The organism is Streptomyces sp. NPDC101227, assembly GCF_044767545.1.
Taxonomy (GTDB): Bacteria; Actinomycetota; Actinomycetes; order Streptomycetales; family Streptomycetaceae; genus Streptomyces.
In genome coordinates this window covers 50,152-67,744 of record NZ_JBIWOD010000015.1, presented here as the reverse complement: position 1 = coordinate 67,744, position 17,593 = coordinate 50,152, and the positions used below count along the sequence as shown (strand labels likewise).

Below are 17,593 nucleotides of genomic sequence, written 5' to 3'. Positions count from 1 at the left end.
TCTGCCGAAACCGTACGGCACCGGGAGCGCACCCGACAGGCGCATCACCCGGCCGCCATCGGCCCCCCACATCTTCTTCACTCCGCGCCTCCAGCTACGCGCGTACGCCCCCACGCGGAGGGGCCGGAGAAAACGGAGAAGGAACGCGACCCGGGGCACGGCATGAGCCGTGTCCCGGGCCGCGACGGGGTCATCCCGCGTCCGTCCTCGCTCAGAGCTTGGCGAACGCCGCCTCGAGGATGTCCAGACCCTCGTTGAGCAGGTCGTCACCGATCACCAGCGGTGGCAGGAAGCGCAGCACATTGCCGTACGTGCCGGTCGTCAGGACCAGCAGGCCCTCCTGGTGGCAGGCCTTGGCGAGCGCGCCGGTGGCCTCCGCGTTCGGCTCCTTGGAACCGGACTTGACCAGCTCGATCGCGATCATCGCGCCGCGGCCGCGGACCTCGCCGATGATGTCGAACTTCTCCGCCATGGCCGTCAGGCGGGTCTTCATGACCTGCTCGATGTGCTTGGCCTTGCCGTTGAGGTCCTGCTCGCGCATGGTCTCGATGGAGCCGAGCGCCGCGGCGCAGGCCACCGGGTTACCGCCGTAGGTGCCGCCCAGGCCGCCCGCGTGCGCGGCGTCCATGATCTCGGCGCGGCCGGTCACCGCGGCCAGCGGCAGACCGCCGGCGATGCCCTTGGCGGTCGTGATCAGGTCCGGGACGATGCCCTCGTCCTCACACGCGAACCACTGGCCGGTACGGCAGAAGCCGGACTGGATCTCATCGGCGACGAAGACGATGCCGTTCTCCTTCGCGAAGTTCGCGATGGCGGGCAGGAAACCCTTGGCCGGCTCGATGAAGCCGCCCTCGCCGAGGACCGGCTCGATGATGATCGCCGCGACGTTGTCCGCGCCGATCTGCTTGTTGATCTGCTCGATGGCCTGGGCCGCGGCCTCCTGGGCGCAGTTCTCCGGGCCGGTCAGCCAGCGGTAGGGGTAGGCGACCGGGACGCGGTAGACCTCGGGCGCGAACGGGCCGAAGCCGTTCTTGTACGGCATGTTCTTCGAGGTCAGCGCCATCGTCAGGTTCGTACGGCCGTGGTAGCCGTGGTCGAAGACGACGACCGCCTGGCGCTTGGTGTAGGCGCGGGCCACCTTGACGGCGTTCTCCACGGCCTCGGCGCCGGAGTTGAACAGCGCGGACTTCTTGGCGTGGTCGCCAGGGGTGAGCTCGGCGAGCGCCTCACAGACCTCGATGTACGGCTCGTACGGCGTGACCATCGCACAGGTGTGGGTGAAGCTGGCCAGCTGCTCGGTGGCCTTGCGGACCACGGCCTCGGCGCTGTTGCCGACCGAGGTCACGGCGATACCGGAACCGAAGTCGATCAGGGAGTTGCCGTCCACGTCCTCCAGGACACCGCCGCCGGCGCGCTTGATGAAGACGGGCAGCACCGCACCGACGCCGCCGGCCACGGTCTCCTGCTTACGGGCCCACAGCTCCTGCGACTTCGGGCCGGGGATCGCAGTGACGATGCGACGTTCCTGGGGGAGGGCCGGGCCACCGGACAGTTCGGTCATGGCAGTCTCCTGGGGTCGAACGGGGACGTACAGAGGTCTTGTTCTCGCAGGTTAGGGCCGGTGGCCCGGCCCTGGCATGTTCCGTTCGGGAGAAGTGTGCGTGTTGCGTTGTCCGCACCGGACATAGCGACGGCGGACGGCCAGTAGATTGAGCGGCGGCAACAGCTGACGGCTCAAGGGGGACAAGGGCAGCGGATGGATACCGAGGGCACGCAGGACGCACGCAACACCCGCTCCGAACTGGTCCCGAGGCCGGCCCCGCCGCCGGATGCGCCGCCGCGGCCCAGCGCGCCGCCCGCTCCGCCCGTGCCCGCGACACCGCCCGGCGCGGCCGCCGCCGGCGAGCCGCCGCTCCTCGGCTGGCTCCGCACGCCGCGGCGGTCGGCGGGACCCGGGGTCTGGACGTACGGGCACCGGCCGCGGCCCGCCGAGGAGCCCGACCGGATCCCGGCCCGCCAGCTGATCAGCGGCGCGCTGATCTCGTTCCTGTGCGGCTGGCTGCTGTGGTCGCTGTTGTGGAACAACTACCTCGGCAGTTACTGGATGTGGCCGCTGCTGCTGCTGACGCCCGACTCGTGGCGGGACGGCAGCGACCCGATGGCCTTCGTCTGGGCCAGCTACATCTATTACGCGCTGTTCGGGGCCCTCCTGGTCGCCGTTTTCGGCCGTCTCGGCCGCTGGCCCGAGCTCGGCCGCCGCTTCCTGCTGCCGCTCGTCATGCCGCTGGTCCGGCGACTGCGCCCCGCCCCCTCCGCAGCCACCCCCCAGCCCGCCGCCGACCCCGCCCAATGGCCCGAGCTGCGCGCCCACGGCGCCCCCGACGCGGCCGACAAGCTCGCCGCCGAGGCCCGCGCCGGGCGGATGAACGACGTGGACGTGGCCAGGATCGACCGGGCCTGGCGCTCGGTACGGTCCGGCAAGAACTCGGTGGCCTCCTTCACCGACACCGTGCTGCGGCAGGGCGCCGCGGCCTGCGCGCACCCCTCGGGACGGCGCGACCTGGCCCGCCGCACCGCCGATCACGACCTGCTCGCCCACCAGGTACGGATCGGCACCGCCGCAGACCACGAACGCAACCCGTACCGGCACCGCGGCGCCGGCTGCGCCCTGGAACCGGCCGTGCTCGGCACGTCCCTCCTTGCCGTCGGCCCCGCGGGCAGCGGCAAGACCACCCGGGTCGTCAAGCCGGTCGTGGAGTCGATGTGTCTCCAGGCGCTGGCCGGGCAGTGCGCGGTCATCGCCGTCGGACCGGCCGGTTCGGACCTCGGCCCGGACGAGGCGTTCGACGTGGTGGTCAAGATCGGCCGCCCCGACCCCGAGTGCGATCTCGACCTCTACGGCGGCACCACCGACGCCGACGAGGCGGCCGGGATCCTCGCCGAGGCGCTGGTCGGCGACCTGGCCGAGCAGCTGCCCGGCGGCGACAGCCGCCGCGCCGCGACGGCGCTCGCCCAGCTGCTGGGCCCCTTCCGGGCCGCCCACGACCGCTTCCCGGCCGTCCCCGAGCTGCGCGAGCTGCTGGACGGCGCGCCGGAGGCGATGGGCGCGCTGCGCGCCGCCCTGGAGAACGCCCGCGAGCAGACCCTGCTGCGCGAACTGGACGCCCGCGCACGGCAGTCGGAGCGCGCCGGCGATGTGGGCGTCCTGCTCGCCGACCGCATCGCGCTGCTCGACCGGCCCGCCTTCGCCGACTTCTTCGACCCCACCGGACGCACCCGCCAGGTCTCCCTGCGCGCCCTCGACCACCCCCTGCGGGTCCGCATCGAACTGCCCGAACGCGGTCATGCGGAGGCCTCGCGGATCCTCGCCCGGCTGGTCCTCGCGCAGTTCACCGAGTGCGCGGTGGCCCGCGCCGACCGCTCGCTTTTCGCCTGCCTGGTGCTCGACGAGGCGGCGCACACCATCACCGCCGAGGCGCTGCGCGGCCTCCAGCGACTGCGCTCGGCCAACGCCGGCGCGGTGCTCACCCTGCGCTCGCTGGACGACGTGCCCGACGCGCTGCGCAGCGCGCTGCTCGGCGCGGTCGGCTGCCGGATGGCGTTCGCGGGCGTGACGACCTGGGACGGCGCGCGGTTCGCCGAGGTGTGGGGCAAGGAATGGGTGGAGACCCGCGATGTGACGGACCGCCAGATCATCGCGGAGAGCGCCGCGGGGAAGGCGTTCCACATCTTCCGCCACCTGGTCACCGGCAAGGCGGCCACCGCCAAGGCCGTCACCGTCCGCACCGTCGAGCGGGAGCGCTGGTCCGCCTCGGACCTGGCCAATGCCGTACCTGCGGGGCACGCGGTGCTGTCGGTGACATCGGTGAAGGGCGAGCACGCGCCGCCGGTGCTGGTGGATCTGCGGGGGTGAGAGAGGGGAGGGAGAGGAGGGAGGGGGCCACTCGGCGGACGGTGCGACGACGCGCTTGACGGTTTCGGCGCTCTGAGGCGCCGGTCCGGGGGGAACACTGTTCCCGTATTCCTCCGCTGAGGCAGAATCGGAAGCGGCCGTTCATACGGGACGGCGCAATTCCTCCGCAGGGCGGGCCTCGGCTCCCCGTCGTCATCGAAGGTCTATCGAAGGTCCCATGCCCCACACCCTCGCTTCCCTGGTCAACCACACCGCGCTCAAGCTGACCGTGCTCGCGGGTGAGGACCGGCTGAACGTCCCGGTGCGCTGGGCGCATGCCAGCGAGCTGATCGACCCCGTGCCGTACATGGAGGGCGGCGAGCTGCTGCTGATCACCGCGCTGAAGCTGGACGCGGAGGACGCGGAGGCGAGCCGCCGGTATGTGCGGCGGGTGGCGCAGGCGGGCGTCGTCGGGCTGGGCTTCGCCGTCGGGGTGAACTACGAGGACGTGCCCGAGCCGCTGGTGGCGGCGGCGCGGGAGGAGGGGCTGCCGCTGCTCGGGGTGCCCCGTCGGACGCCCTTCATCGCCATCAGCAAGGCCGTCTCGGCCGCCGTCGCCGCCGACCAGTACCGCGCGGTGACCGCCGGCTTCGAGGCGCAGCGGGAGCTGACCCGGGCCGCGCTGAGCGCCGAGGGACCCGCCGAGCTGCTGGCCCGGCTCGCCGCGCACCTGGACGGCTGGGCCGCGCTGTACGACGCGTCGGGGGCCGTGGTGGCCGCCGCCCCCGACTGGGCGGCCCGGCGGGCGGCGCGGCTGGCCGACGACGTGGGGCGGCTGCGGGAGCGGCCCGCGCCCGCCAGTTCGGTGGTCAGCGACACGGACGGTGACGACCGGGTCGAGCTTCAGTCGCTGGGCACGGGCCGCCGGGCGCGCGGGGTGCTCGCGGTGGGGACCGGGGCGCCGCTCGGGACCGCCGAACGCTATGCCGTGCACTCCGCCGTCGCCCTGCTCACCCTCACCACGGAGCGCTCGCGCGCCCTCCAGGACGCCGAGCAGCGCCTCGGCGCGGCGGTGCTGAAGATGCTGCTGGCGGGGGAGCCGGACCATGCGCGGGCGGTGGCGGGGCGGCTCTACGGCGGGCTGCTGGACGCCCCCTTCCGGGTGGTGGTGGCCGAGCCGGTGGCCGCCGACGAGCCGTCCTCCCCCAAGCTCTCAACTTCGTTCGAGCAGGGGGGACCCCCATCGTCGGCGGGCGCCGCCGCCCCGGCCGTACTCGACGCGCTGGCCGATGCGATGGACTCCGCCGCCGCCAGGACCGGCGAGGCGGTGCTCGCCGTCCCGGACGGCACCCGGCTGATCGTGCTGGTCGCGGACGGCGGTGCGGCCGCCGACGCCTGCGCCGGGTTCGCCGCCCAGGCCGAGGCCCGCTCCGGGGCGCCGTCCCGGCCACGCGGCCGGCCGGCGCGCGGCGAGGCCGGCCGCGGCGAGGGGCTGGCGATCGGACTGTCCGCACCGACCGGCCCGATCGCCGCCGCGAACGCCTACCGCCAGGCCGAACAGGCGCTGTACGTCGCCCGCCGCCGCGGTCGGGCGCTGGTCGAGCACGAGGACGTGGCGGCGGGATCCGTGCTGCCGCTGCTCGCCGACGACGCGGTACGGGCCTTCGCGGACGGGCTGCTGCGGGCGCTGCGCGAGCACGACGCGACCGGGCGCGGCGATCTGGTGGCCTCGCTGCGCGCCTGGCTCGCGCGGCACGGCCAGTGGGACGCGGCCGCCGCCGACCTGGGCGTACACCGTCATACGCTGCGTTACCGGATGCGGCGGGTGGAGGAGATCCTGGGGCGTTCGCTGGACGACGCGGATGTCCGGATGGAGCTGTGGCTGGCGCTCAAGGCGACGTCGACGCCTCCGGAGGAGTGAGGCGACGGCGCCGCCGGCCGCGGCGCCCCCTCCATCACGGAGAGGCACGCCCACTGATTGCTCCGGTTCGGACAAACGCCACAACGGCGCCGCGCCCCTACCGTGGGTGCAGCGGAGCCGCTGTGCGGCGCCATACGCATCACACCACCACTTGGGAAGGGCCGGGATCCACTGTGCCGAACACTGCAGCCCCCACCGCCTTCTGGCTCGCCGGCCGCAAGACCACCGGCGACGCCACCTTCGATGTCACCTCCCCCTGGGACGGACGTCACGTCGGAACGGTGAGCGTGCCCACCCAGGATCAGGTGGAGGAGGCCATCGCCGCCTCCGTCGCCGTCCAGGACGAGCTCGCCGCGACCCCCGCCCACGTGCGGGCCGCCGCCCTCGACCTCGTCGGCCGCCGGCTGGTGGAGCGCGCGGAGGAGATCGCCCAGCTGATCTCCGCGGAGAACGGCAAGCCCGTCAAGTGGGCTCGCGGCGAGGTCGGCCGGGCCGTCTCCGTCTTCCGCTTCGCGGCCGAGGAAGCCCGCCGCTTCAACGGCGGCGAGGCCCAGCGCCTGGACACCGACGCGGGCGGCGCCGGCCGCCTGGCCCTGACCCGCCGCTTCTCGCGCGGCACGGTCCTGGGCATCGCACCGTTCAACTTCCCGCTGAACCTGTGCGCCCACAAGATCGCCCCGGCCATCGCGGCCGGCGTCCCGATCATCCTCAAGCCCGCACCGGCCACCCCGCTCTCCGGCCTGATCATCGGCGAGCTGCTGGACGGCGCCGATCTGCCGGCCGGCTCCTGGTCGATCCTGCCGGTGGGCAACGAGGCGATGCCCGCCCTGGTCAAGGACGAGCGCCTGCCCGTCATCTCCTTCACCGGTTCCGAGAAGGTCGGCTACGACATCCTCGACTCGGTGCCCCGCAAGCACTGCACCCTGGAGCTCGGCGGCAACGGCGCGGCCGTCGTCCTCGCCGACTGGTCCTCCGAGGAGGACCTGGACTGGGCGGCGCAGCGCATCGCCACCTTCTCCAACTACCAGGGCGGCCAGTCCTGCATCTCGGTGCAGCGGGTCATCGCCGACGCCTCCGTCTACGACCGCCTGGTTCCCAAGATCGTCGCGGCCGTCAACGCCCAGATCACCGGCGACCCCTCCGACGCCGCCACCGAGGTCGGCCCGCTGGTCAACGAGGCCGCCGCCAAGCGCGTCGAGGACTGGGTGGACGAGGCCGTGCAGCGCGGCGCGAAGCTGCTCGCGGGCGGCAAGCGCGACGGCGCCTCGTACGCGCCCACCGTCCTGGAGGGCGTGCCCGCCGGTACGACGCTGGCCACCGAAGAGGTCTTCGGCCCGGTGCTGACCATCAAGAAGGTCGACGGCGAGGCCGAGGCGTTCGCCGCGGTCAACGACTCCAAGTACGGCCTCCAGGCCGGCGTCTTCACGCACGACACCCGGACCGCCTTCCGCGCCCACCGCGCCCTGGAGGTCGGCGGCGTGATCGTCGGCGATGTGCCGTCCTACCGCGCCGACCAGATGCCCTACGGCGGCGCCAAGCAGTCCGGAGTGGGCCGCGAGGGCGTGCGGTACGCGATGGACGACTACACCTACGAGCGGGTGCTGGTCCTGACCGGCCTGGCGCTGTAGTCCGGAGGACCCGGAGGACCCGGAAGACCCGGAAAATTCGGTAGTCCGGAAAACCCGGAAACGGCCGAACTCCGAAAACAGCGGTCGCCCCGAAGGGCACCGCAACAGCAACCGCAACAACCGCCTCACCGACCGGCCTGGATTGGTGGACAGCGACGGCCATCCCTTGGGCCGTACTGCCGTCCAGGCTCCGGCCGGCGCACCCCCCGGCGCCGGCCCCTGGCCGCGGCGCGCTCCGGCACCCTGTTCCGGAGCGCGCCGCGTCCCCCGTTATCCCCCCGGCATGCCGGCCCCCGTCATGCCGGAGTTCGACGGTACGGCGCGCCAGGCGCCCCGCTCCTCCTGTCTGAGATGGAGCCCGGCCTGTACCTCAGGGTGGAGCCGGGGCCGCGCGTACTCCCACCGTGGTACGCCATACCCCCCGAACGGCCGATAGCGCGGCCCGCCGCGAGGCGGGCGCCGCACCCCAGATGGCCCATGGCGGATACCCGTCCGCCCGCCCGGCAGTTCCCCGCGGCACCACTGGTGCAACCCCCATGGATCGGGTAACCCTCACAAGTAGCACTGTCCGGCGGCCGACCGATGCACTGACCGGTGGCCGATGCTGCACTCCCGATCGCGGCGAGGTGAGCTCCTGATGACCGCTCCGTCCATCCGCAAGGTTTCCGAGCGCGAAGCGCGGCAGGTTGCCGAGGCGGCCCGCGAGCAGAACTGGCGCAAGCCCAGCTTCGCCAAGGAACTGTTCCTGGGACGCTTCCGGCTCGACCTGATCCATCCGCACCCCACCCCGGCGGCCGACGATGTGCGGCGCGGTGAGAAGTTCCTGGCCACGCTGCGCGAATTCTGCGAGACCCAGGTCGACGGGGCCCGGATCGAGCGCGAGGCGCAGATCCCCGACGAGACGCTCAACGGGCTCAAGGAGCTCGGCGCGCTCGGCATGAAGATCGACACGAAGCACGGCGGTCTCGGCCTCACCCAGGTCTACTACAACCGGGCCCTCGCACTGGCCGGCTCCGCCAGCCCCGCCATCGGCGCGCTGCTCTCCGCGCACCAGTCCATCGGCGTGCCGCAGCCGCTCAAGCTCTTCGGCACCCAGGAGCAGAAGGACACCTTCCTGCCGCGCTGCGCCCGCACGGACATCTCGGCGTTCCTGCTGACCGAGCCGGACGTCGGCTCCGACCCGGCCCGGCTGGCGACCACCGCCGTCCCCGACGATGGGGGAGACTACGTCCTGGACGGCGTGAAGCTGTGGACCACCAACGGTGTGGTCGCCGATCTGCTCGTCGTGATGGCGCGCGTCCCCGCCTCCGAGGGCCACCAGGGCGGCATCACCGCCTTCGTCGTCGAGGCCGACTCGCCCGGCATCACCGTCGAGAACCGCAACGCCTTCATGGGCCTGCGCGGCCTGGAGAACGGCGTCACCCGCTTCCACCGGGTGCGCGTCCCCGCCGCGAACCGCATCGGCCCCGAGGGCGCCGGTCTCAAGATCGCCCTGACCACGCTCAACACCGGCCGCCTCTCGCTGCCCGCGATGTGCGTCGGCGTCGGCAAATGGTGCCTGAAGATCGCCCGGGAGTGGTCCGCGGCCCGCGAGCAGTGGGGCAAGTCGATCGCCAAGCACGAGGCCGTGGGCGCCAAGGTGTCCTTCATCGCGGCCACCACCTTCGCCCTCGAGGCCGTCGTCGACCTCTCGTCCCAGATGGCCGACGAGAACCGCAACGACATCCGTATCGAGGCCGCCCTCGCCAAGCTCTACGGCTCCGAAATGGGCTGGCTGATCGCCGACGAGCTGGTGCAGATCCGCGGCGGCCGCGGCTTCGAGACCGCCGACTCGCTCGCCGCCCGAGGCGAACGCGCCGTCCCCACCGAACAGATGCTGCGCGATATGCGCATCAACCGGATCTTCGAGGGCTCCACGGAGATCATGCATCTGCTGATCGCCCGCGAGGCCGTCGACGCCCATCTGTCGGTCGCCGGCGACCTCATCGACCCCGACAAATCCCTGGCGGACAAGGGCCGGGCCGCCGTCCAGGCCGGCGGATTCTATGCCCGCTGGCTGCCCAGGCTCGTCGCAGGACCGGGCCAACTCCCGCGTACGTACCAGGAGTTCGGTGAGCTCGCGGGACATCTGCGGTATGTCGAACGGGCCTCCCGCAAGCTCGCCCGCTCCACCTTCTACGCGATGTCCCGCTGGCAGGGCCGGATGGAGACCAAACAGGGCTTCCTCGGCCGGATCGTCGACATCGGCGCCGAACTGTTCGCGATGAGCGCGGCCTGCGTACGGGCGGAGCATCTGCGGATGAGCGGCGAGCACGGCCGCGAGGCCCAACAGCTCGCCGAGGTCTTCTGCCGCCAGTCGCGGATCCGCGTCGAGGAGCTCTTCGCCCGGCTGTGGACCAACACCGACGACCTCGACCGCAAGATCGTGAACGGCGTCCTGGACGGCAGCTACACCTGGCTGGAGGAGGGCGTCATCGACCCCAGCGGCGACGGCCCCTGGATCGCGGACGCCGACCCGGGCCCCAGCGCGAAGGACAACGTGCGCCGGCCCATCCGCTGAGGCGGCTGCCCTGCGGCCTCGTACGGGCGGCCTCCGGGTCCCCCGTACGAGGAGCCCCGCCGACCGGCAACAATGGACCACATGACGGACTCCCTCGCACATCCGCACCTGCGCTTCGAGCCGGCCGCCGACGGGCTCGGCGACCCGGACGGCCCCCGCTCCATCGTGGTCCTCGGCTCGACCGGTTCGATCGGCACGCAGGCGATCGACATCGTGCTGCGCAACCCCGACCGCTTCCGGGTGACCGCCCTGTCGGCGGCCGGCGGCCGGGTGGACCTGCTCGCCGAGCAGGCGCACCGGCTGCGGGTGCGGACGGTCGCGGTGGCACGGGAGAACGTCGTCCCCGCACTGCGCGAGGCCCTCGCCGCCCGTTACGGGACCGGGGAGCCGCTGCCCGAGATCCTGGCGGGCCCCGACGCCGCCACCGAGCTCGCCGCCTCGCCCTGCCACACCGTCCTCAACGGCATCACCGGCTCCATCGGCCTCGCCCCCACCCTCGCCGCCCTGAAGGCCGGCCGGGTGCTCGCCCTGGCCAACAAGGAGTCGCTGATCGTCGGCGGCCCGCTGGTCAAGGCCCTCGCCGCGCCGGGCCAGATCATCCCCGTCGACTCCGAGCACTCCGCGCTCTTCCAGGCGCTGGCCGGGGGCGAGCGCGCCGAGGTCCGCAAGCTCGTCGTCACCGCCTCCGGCGGCCCGTTCCGCGGCCGTACGAAGCGGGAGCTGGCCGACGTGACCCCCGAACAGGCCCTCGCCCACCCCACCTGGTCCATGGGCCCGGTCGTCACCATCAACTCCGCGACCCTGGTCAACAAGGGCCTGGAGGTCATCGAGGCGCATCTGCTCTTCGACGTCCCCTTCGACCGCATCGAGGTCGTGGTCCATCCGCAGTCCTATATCCACTCGATGGTGGAATTCACCGACGGTTCCACCCTGGCCCAGGCCAGCCCGCCCGACATGCGCATGCCGATCGCGCTGGGCCTGGGCTGGCCCGACCGCGTCCCGGACGCCGCACCCGGCGTGGACTGGACGAAGGCGCAGACCTGGGAGTTCTTCCCGCTCGACGCGCAGGCCTTCCCGTCCGTCCCGCTCGCCTGCCATGTGGGTGATCTCGGCGGCACCGCCCCCGCCGTCTTCAACGCCGCGAACGAGGAATGCGTGGAGGCGTTCCTCACCGGCGGGCTGCCGTTCACAGGGATTGTGGATACGGTCGCGGCAGTGGTCGCTGAACACGGCGTCCCCGCCCAGGGAACCTCTCTGACCGTGGCGGACGTCTTGCAGGCGGAAACCTGGGCGCGCGCCCGCGCCCGTGAACTGGCCGCCCGTGCGGCACGGACACCTTCGGAGGCTCGCGCATGACGACCTGGATGACCATCCTCGGCATAGTCGTCTTCGTCGTCGGCCTGCTCTTCTCCATCGCCTGGCACGAACTCGGCCACCTCTCCACGGCCAAGATGTTCGGTATCCGCGTGCCGCAGTACATGGTGGGATTCGGGCCGACGATCTTCTCCCGCAAGAAGGGCGACACCGAGTACGGCATCAAGGCCGTGCCCCTCGGCGGCTACATCCGCATGATCGGCATGTTCCCGCCCGGCGACGACGGGAAGCTCCAGGCCCGCTCCACCTCGCCGTTCCGCGGCATGATCGAGGACGCCCGCTCGGCGGCCTTCGAGGAGCTCCAGCCCGGCGACGAAAAGCGGCTGTTCTACACCCGTAAGCCCTGGAAGCGCGTCATCGTGATGTTCGCCGGGCCGTTCATGAACCTGATCCTCGCGGTCGTGATCTTCATGAGCGTGCTGATGGGCTTCGGCATCAACACGCAGACGACGCAGGTCGGGTCCGTGTCCGACTGTGTGATCTCGGCCTCGGCCAAGACCGACAAGTGCCCCAAGACCGCCAAGGACTCCCCGGCCAAGGCCGCGGGCCTCAAGGCCGGCGACAAGATCGTCTCCTTCAACGGCCACGCCGTACCGGACTGGGACACCCTCCAGGGGCAGATCCGCGACACCACCGGGCCCGCCACGATCGTCGTCGAGCGGCACGGCGCCCGTACGACGCTCCACGCCGACCTCATAGAGAACAAGGTCGCCAAGACCGACGGACACGGCGGCTACGTCCCCGGCGAGTTCGTCACCGCGGGCTTCCTCGGCTTCACCCCGGCCAGCGGCGTCGTCCAGCAGTCCTTCGGCCAGTCCGTCGACCGCATGGGCAACATGGTCGAGCAGGGCGTCTCCTCGCTGGTCCACCTGCCCGGCAAGATCCCGGACCTGTGGGACGCCGCGTTCAACGGCGGCGAGCGCAAGCAGGACTCCCCGATGGGCGTGGTCGGCGCGGCCCGCGTCGGCGGCGAGGTCTTCTCCCTGCACATCCCGCCGGAGCAGCGGGTGGCGACCATGCTCTTCCTGGTCGCCGGCTTCAACCTCTCGCTGTTCCTGTTCAACATGCTGCCGCTGCTCCCGCTGGACGGCGGCCACATCGCCGGCGCCGTGTGGGAGGCCATCCGCCGCGCCTTCGCCAAGGTCTTCAGGCGGCCCGACCCCGGCCCCTTCGACGTCGCCAAGCTGATGCCGGTCGCGTATGTCGTCGCCGGGATCTTCATCTGCTTCACCCTGCTGGTGCTGGTCGCCGACGTGGTGAACCCGGTGAAACTGACCTGACGGCGGCCCCTGACCCCACGGCTTTTTGGCCGGAAAGCGGGTTTGGCGACGGCCGGGCACCTCCACGGCGTTTGGAGGTGCCCGGCCGTCCCCTTTCGAGGGGCCTCAGGGGAGCGATGTGCTTGCGGCAACCCTTGTGCCGTAATCTCGGAATCCGGAGCCCGCCGAAATTCGGGACCTTGATCCACACCTTGGGGTTGCTCGCCAGATGACTGCCATTGCGCTGGGAATGCCGGACGTACCGACCAAGCTCGCCGACCGCCGCGTCAGCCGCAAGATCCACGTCGGTTCCGTCGCCGTGGGCGGAGATGCACCGGTTTCGGTGCAGTCGATGACGACCACGCGGACGTCCGACATCGGCGCGACGCTGCAGCAGATCGCCGAGCTGACGGCCTCCGGCTGCCAGATCGTCCGGGTCGCCTGCCCCACCCAGGACGACGCCGACGCGCTCCCGATCATCGCGAAGAAGTCCCAGATCCCGGTCATCGCGGACATCCACTTCCAGCCGAAGTACGTCTTCGCCGCGATCGACGCCGGCTGCGCGGCGGTCCGCGTCAACCCCGGCAACATCAAGCAGTTCGACGACAAGGTCAAGGAGATCGCCAAGGCGGCCTCCGACGCCGGGACCCCGATCCGTATCGGCGTCAACGCCGGATCCCTGGACCGCCGCCTGCTCCAGAAGTACGGCAAGGCCACCCCCGAGGCGCTCGTCGAGTCCGCGTTGTGGGAGGCCTCCCTCTTCGAGGAGCACGGCTTCCGCGACATCAAGATCTCGGTCAAGCACAACGACCCGGTCGTGATGGTCAACGCCTACCGCCAGCTGGCCGCCCAGTGCGACTACCCGCTCCACCTGGGCGTCACCGAGGCCGGCCCCGCCTTCCAGGGCACCATCAAGTCGGCCGTCGCCTTCGGTGCGCTGCTCAGCGAGGGCATCGGCGACACGATCCGGGTGTCGCTCTCCGCGCCGCCCGCCGAAGAGGTCAAGGTCGGTCTGTCGATCCTGGAGTCCCTCAACCTCAAGCAGCGCCGCCTGGAGATCGTCTCCTGCCCCTCCTGCGGCCGCGCCCAGGTCGACGTCTACAAGCTCGCCGACGAGGTCACCGCCGGCCTGGAGGGCATGGAGGTGCCGCTGCGCGTCGCCGTCATGGGCTGTGTCGTCAACGGCCCGGGCGAGGCCCGCGAGGCCGACCTCGGCGTCGCCTCCGGCAACGGCAAGGGACAGATCTTCGTCAAGGGCGAGGTCATCAAGACCGTGCCCGAATCGAAGATCGTCGAGACGCTGATCGAAGAGGCCCTGAAGATCGCCGACCAGATGGAGAAGGACGGCGTCGAGTCCGGCGCCCCGGTCGTCTCCGCCGCCGGCTGACCCCTCGTCCCACCACCGCCGAGCCCCGCCGCCCCACCCGGGCCGCGGGGCTCGCGCAGGTCCGCCGCCGGCGGCCCCGCAGCGGGCCGGGTGCTCCCGCGCGGGGGGAGGTAAAGTGCCAAGACCTGCTCCCGCCTGGCCTCCCAGGCCCGTAACGGTGAGGCATTCCGCAACGTGCTGACGACCACCACCATCAAGGTCCTCGAGCCCGGGGAACTCGATGACGCCCTCGCGGTCCTGGACCGCGACCCGGTCGCCAATGCGTTCGTCGCCGCCCGCGTACAGATCGCCGGACTCGACCCCTGGCGGCTCGGCGGCGAGATGTGGGGCTGGTACGTCGGCGGACGGCTGGAATCCCTCTGCTACGCCGGGGCCAACCTCGTACCGGTCTGCGCCACCACCGAGGCCGTTCACGGCTTCGCCGAGCGGGCGCGCCGGCAGGGACGGCGCTGCTCCTCCATCGTGGGGCCCGCCGGACCCACCGCCCAGCTGTGGTCGCTGCTCGAGCCGCACTGGGGACCGGCCCGTGAGGTCCGCGCCCACCAGCCGCTGATGGTCACCTCGTCGCCGTCCGCCCAGATCGCGCCGGATCCCTGCGTCCGCCGGATCCGCAAGGACGAAATGGACACGATCATGCCGGCGTGCGTGGCCATGTTCACCGAAGAGGTCGGCATCTCCCCGATGGCCGGCGACGGCGGGCTGCTCTACCAGGCGCGGGTCGCCGAGCTGGTGGGCTCCGGCCGCTCCTTCGCCCGGGTCGAGGACGGCAAGGTCATCTTCAAGGCCGAGATCGGCGCCGCCACGCCGCGCGCCTGCCAGATCCAGGGGGTCTGGGTCGATCCCGCCCACCGGGGCAAGGGGCTGTCGGAGACCGGAATGGCCGCCGTGCTGCGGTATGCGCTGAGCGATGTGGCCCCGGTCGTCAGCCTGTACGTCAACGACTTCAACACCGCCGCGCGCGCCTCGTACCGACGGGTGGGGTTCGAGGAAGTCGGCGCGTTCATGAGCGTGCTGTTCTGAATCGTTTCTCCGGCCTCTTCGGGCCCGTGCCCCGCGAGGTCATGCCTCGCGAGGTCATGCCCCGCGGGGTCGTGCCCTGCGGGCGTAGTGCCTTGTACGCTCGCGACCATGGATGACGTCGCGGTCGGCCCTCTCGATCTCGCCGCCCGCGTGGATGACGCGCTCGCGGTACAGGCGCTCGCGTTCGGACTGAGCGATGAAGAGGTCGCCGTGCGCCGGCACATCGTGCTGCGTCACCTCGGCTGCCGCGGCGCGCGCGCCCTGGGGGCCACCACCCCCGCGGGCCGGCTCATCGGCTTCGTGTACGGCATGCCCAACGACCGTGCCCACTGGTGGTCGACGGTCGTCGAGCCGTATCTGCGCAGCGCACAGCTGGATCACTGGCTCGACGACTCCTTCGTCATCACCGAGCTGCACGTCCACCCCGCCTACCAGGGGCGGGGCATCGGCCGGACGCTGATCACCCGGATCACGGACGAGGCGCACGAGCCACGGTCCATCCTGTCCGCCATCGATGTCGAGAGCCCTGCCCGGGGGCTGTACCGGTCGCTGGGCTATCAGGACATCGCGCGGCGGGTGCTGTTCCCCAGCGCACCCACGCCCTACGCGGTGATGGGTGCGCCGCTGCCGCTGATACGGCGCCGCACGGGCTCCGGCGGGTAACGCATTTCCTTGCTCCACACCCGTGCGGCTAACCTCCTGGGAGTCACCTTTCTTACGCAGGAGAAACTCCCATGGCCAACGCCGCACAGGTCCAGCGCATGTCCCGCTTGATGATCAAGACACTGCGCGAGGACCCGGCCGACGCCGAGACCGCCAGCCACAAGCTGCTCGTGCGCGCCGGGTACGTCCGCCGCTCCTCCGCCGGCATCTGGACGTGGCTGCCGCTCGGCAAGAAGGTCCTGGAGAACGTCTCCCGCATCGTCCGCGAAGAGATGGACGCCATCGGCGGTCAGGAAGTCCTGCTGCCGGCCCTGCTGCCCAAGGAGCCCTACGAGGCCAGCGGCCGCTGGGAGGAGTACGGCGACCTCCTCTTCCGCCTCAAGGACCGCAAGGGCGCGGACTACCTCCTCGGCCCCACCCACGAGGAGATCTTCACCCTGACGGTCAAGGACCAGTGCACGTCCTACAAGGACCTGCCGGTGATCCTCTACCAGATCCAGACCAAGTACCGCGACGAGGCCCGCCCGCGCTCCGGTGTGCTGCGCGGCCGCGAGTTCCAGATGAAGGACTCCTACAGCTTCGACACCACCGACGAGGGGCTGGCGGAGGCCTACGCGGCGCACCGCGGGGCGTACGAGAAGATCTTCGCGCGGCTGGGCCTGGACTACCGCATCGTCTCCGCCGTCTCCGGCGCGATGGGCGGCTCCGCCTCCGAGGAGTTCCTCGCCCCCGCCGCGGCCGGCGAGGACACCTTCGTCGACTGCCCGGCGTGTGACTACGCCGCCAACACCGAGGCCGTCACGGTCAAGGTCGAGCCCGTCGACGGCGCGGCCCACGGCCCCGTCGAGGAGCTGGACACCCCGGAGACGCCCACCATCGAGCTGCTCGCCGCGCACCTGAACGTTCCGGCCTCCGCGACGCTGAAGAACCTCCTGGTCAAGGTCGACGGCGAGATCGTCGCGGTCGGCGTGCCCGGTGACCGCGAGGTCGACCTCGGCAAGCTCGGCGAGCACCTCGCGCCGGCCACCGTCGAGCTGGTCACCGCCGAGGACTTCACCGACCGCCCCGACCTGGTGCGTGGCTATGTCGGCCCGCAGGGCCTGGCCGGAAAGGCGTTCCGCTACATCGCCGACCCGCGGGTCGCCCCCGGTACGGCCTGGATCACCGGCGCCAACAAGCAGGGCATGCACGCCAAGAACGTCGTCGCCGGGCGCGACTTCGAGGTCGACGACTACCTCGACGTGGTCGTCGTGGAGCCGGGCGACCCCTGCCCGAAGTGCGGCACCGGGCTGAAGATCGACCGCGCCATCGAGATCGGCCACATCTTCCAGCTCGGCCGCAAGTACGCCGACGCCTTCGAGCTGGACGTCCTGGGGCAGAACGGCAAGCCGACCCGGGTCACCATGGGCTCGTACGGCATCGGCGTCTCCCGTGCGGTGGCCGCTCTCGCCGAGCAGACGCACGACGAGTCGGGGCTGTGCTGGCCGCGCGAGGTGGCGCCGGCCGATGTGCACGTGGTCGCGGCCGGCAAGGCCAAGCAGACCGAGCTCGCGCTGGAGATCGGTGAGCAGCTGGGCGCGGCCGGGCTGCGGGTGCTCGTCGACGACCGGCCCGGGGTCTCGCCCGGTGTGAAGTTCACGGACGCGGAGCTGCTGGGCGTGCCGACCATCGTCGTCGCCGGGCGGCGCGCCGGTGAGGGCGTCGTCGAGGTCAAGGACCGCCGGACCGGTGAGCGCGAGGAGCTGACGGTCGAGGAGGCGGTGGCCCGCCTCAGCGCCTGACGCGCGAAGGGACAACGGGGAGTCCGGCGGCTGGTTCCCGCCGGACTCCCCGCCGTCCGCCGGGTCATGGCCGGGCCCGCCTTTCCGACCCTGACCCGTCGGACGGAC

Annotated in this window: 11 protein-coding genes; 10 read left to right on the top strand and 1 reads right to left on the bottom strand. The window is 71.8% G+C overall.

Annotation, left to right across the window (positions count from 1 at the left end; all coding sequences use genetic code 11):
- Nucleotides 1-211 precede the first annotated feature (211 nt).
- A complete protein-coding gene (gene gabT / locus ACIRPT_RS29500) occupies nt 212-1,561 on the bottom strand; it encodes a 4-aminobutyrate--2-oxoglutarate transaminase (RefSeq protein WP_403512864.1) in 1,350 nt (449 codons plus the stop codon).
- A gap of 195 nt (nt 1,562-1,756) precedes the next feature.
- Here gabT and ACIRPT_RS29495 point away from each other — a divergent pair, with 195 nt between their 5' ends.
- The 10 genes from ACIRPT_RS29495 (at nt 1,757) to ACIRPT_RS29450 (ending at nt 17,485) form a co-directional block, all read left to right on the top strand.
- Complete coding sequence (locus ACIRPT_RS29495; RefSeq protein ID WP_403832526.1) at nt 1,757-3,913, top strand: ATP-binding protein; 2,157 nt, start codon at nt 1,757-1,759, stop codon at nt 3,911-3,913.
- 217 nt (nt 3,914-4,130) lie between these two features.
- Nucleotides 4,131-5,813 (top strand): PucR family transcriptional regulator, encoded by a 1,683-nt coding sequence (locus ACIRPT_RS29490; protein WP_403832524.1) that lies wholly within the window; start codon nt 4,131-4,133, stop codon nt 5,811-5,813.
- A 173-nt stretch (nt 5,814-5,986) separates the two neighbouring features.
- Complete coding sequence (locus ACIRPT_RS29485; protein ID WP_403512873.1) at nt 5,987-7,441, top strand: aldehyde dehydrogenase family protein; 1,455 nt, start codon at nt 5,987-5,989, stop codon at nt 7,439-7,441.
- Between the two features lie 637 nt (nt 7,442-8,078).
- Nucleotides 8,079-10,001, top strand: a complete 1,923-nt coding sequence (locus tag ACIRPT_RS29480; RefSeq protein ID WP_403832522.1) for an acyl-CoA dehydrogenase family protein — start codon at nt 8,079-8,081, stop codon at nt 9,999-10,001.
- A gap of 81 nt (nt 10,002-10,082) precedes the next feature.
- Nucleotides 10,083-11,357 carry a 1-deoxy-D-xylulose-5-phosphate reductoisomerase gene (gene dxr / locus ACIRPT_RS29475; RefSeq protein ID WP_403832519.1) on the top strand — a complete coding sequence of 425 codons (1,275 nt, stop codon included), beginning with the start codon at nt 10,083-10,085 and terminating at the stop codon, nt 11,355-11,357.
- Nucleotides 11,354-12,655 (top strand): M50 family metallopeptidase, encoded by a 1,302-nt coding sequence (locus ACIRPT_RS29470; RefSeq protein ID WP_403832516.1) that lies wholly within the window; start codon nt 11,354-11,356, stop codon nt 12,653-12,655. Before dxr ends, ACIRPT_RS29470 begins: the two co-directional genes overlap by 4 nt.
- 208 nt (nt 12,656-12,863) lie before the next feature.
- Nucleotides 12,864-14,021: a flavodoxin-dependent (E)-4-hydroxy-3-methylbut-2-enyl-diphosphate synthase gene (gene ispG, locus ACIRPT_RS29465; RefSeq protein ID WP_403832513.1), complete on the top strand. Its 1,158-nt coding sequence runs from the start codon at nt 12,864-12,866 to the stop codon at nt 14,019-14,021.
- Nucleotides 14,022-14,195: 174 nt separating this feature from the next.
- On the top strand, nt 14,196-15,041 hold the full coding sequence (locus ACIRPT_RS29460; RefSeq protein ID WP_403512887.1) for a GNAT family N-acetyltransferase: 846 nt from the start codon (nt 14,196-14,198) through the stop codon (nt 15,039-15,041).
- 108 nt (nt 15,042-15,149) lie between these two features.
- Nucleotides 15,150-15,704, top strand: a complete 555-nt coding sequence (locus ACIRPT_RS29455; RefSeq protein ID WP_403512890.1) for a GNAT family N-acetyltransferase — start codon at nt 15,150-15,152, stop codon at nt 15,702-15,704.
- 71 nt (nt 15,705-15,775) lie between these two features.
- Nucleotides 15,776-17,485 (top strand): proline--tRNA ligase, encoded by a 1,710-nt coding sequence (locus ACIRPT_RS29450; RefSeq protein WP_403832510.1) that lies wholly within the window; start codon nt 15,776-15,778, stop codon nt 17,483-17,485.
- The last annotated feature ends 108 nt before the right edge of the window (nt 17,486-17,593 follow it).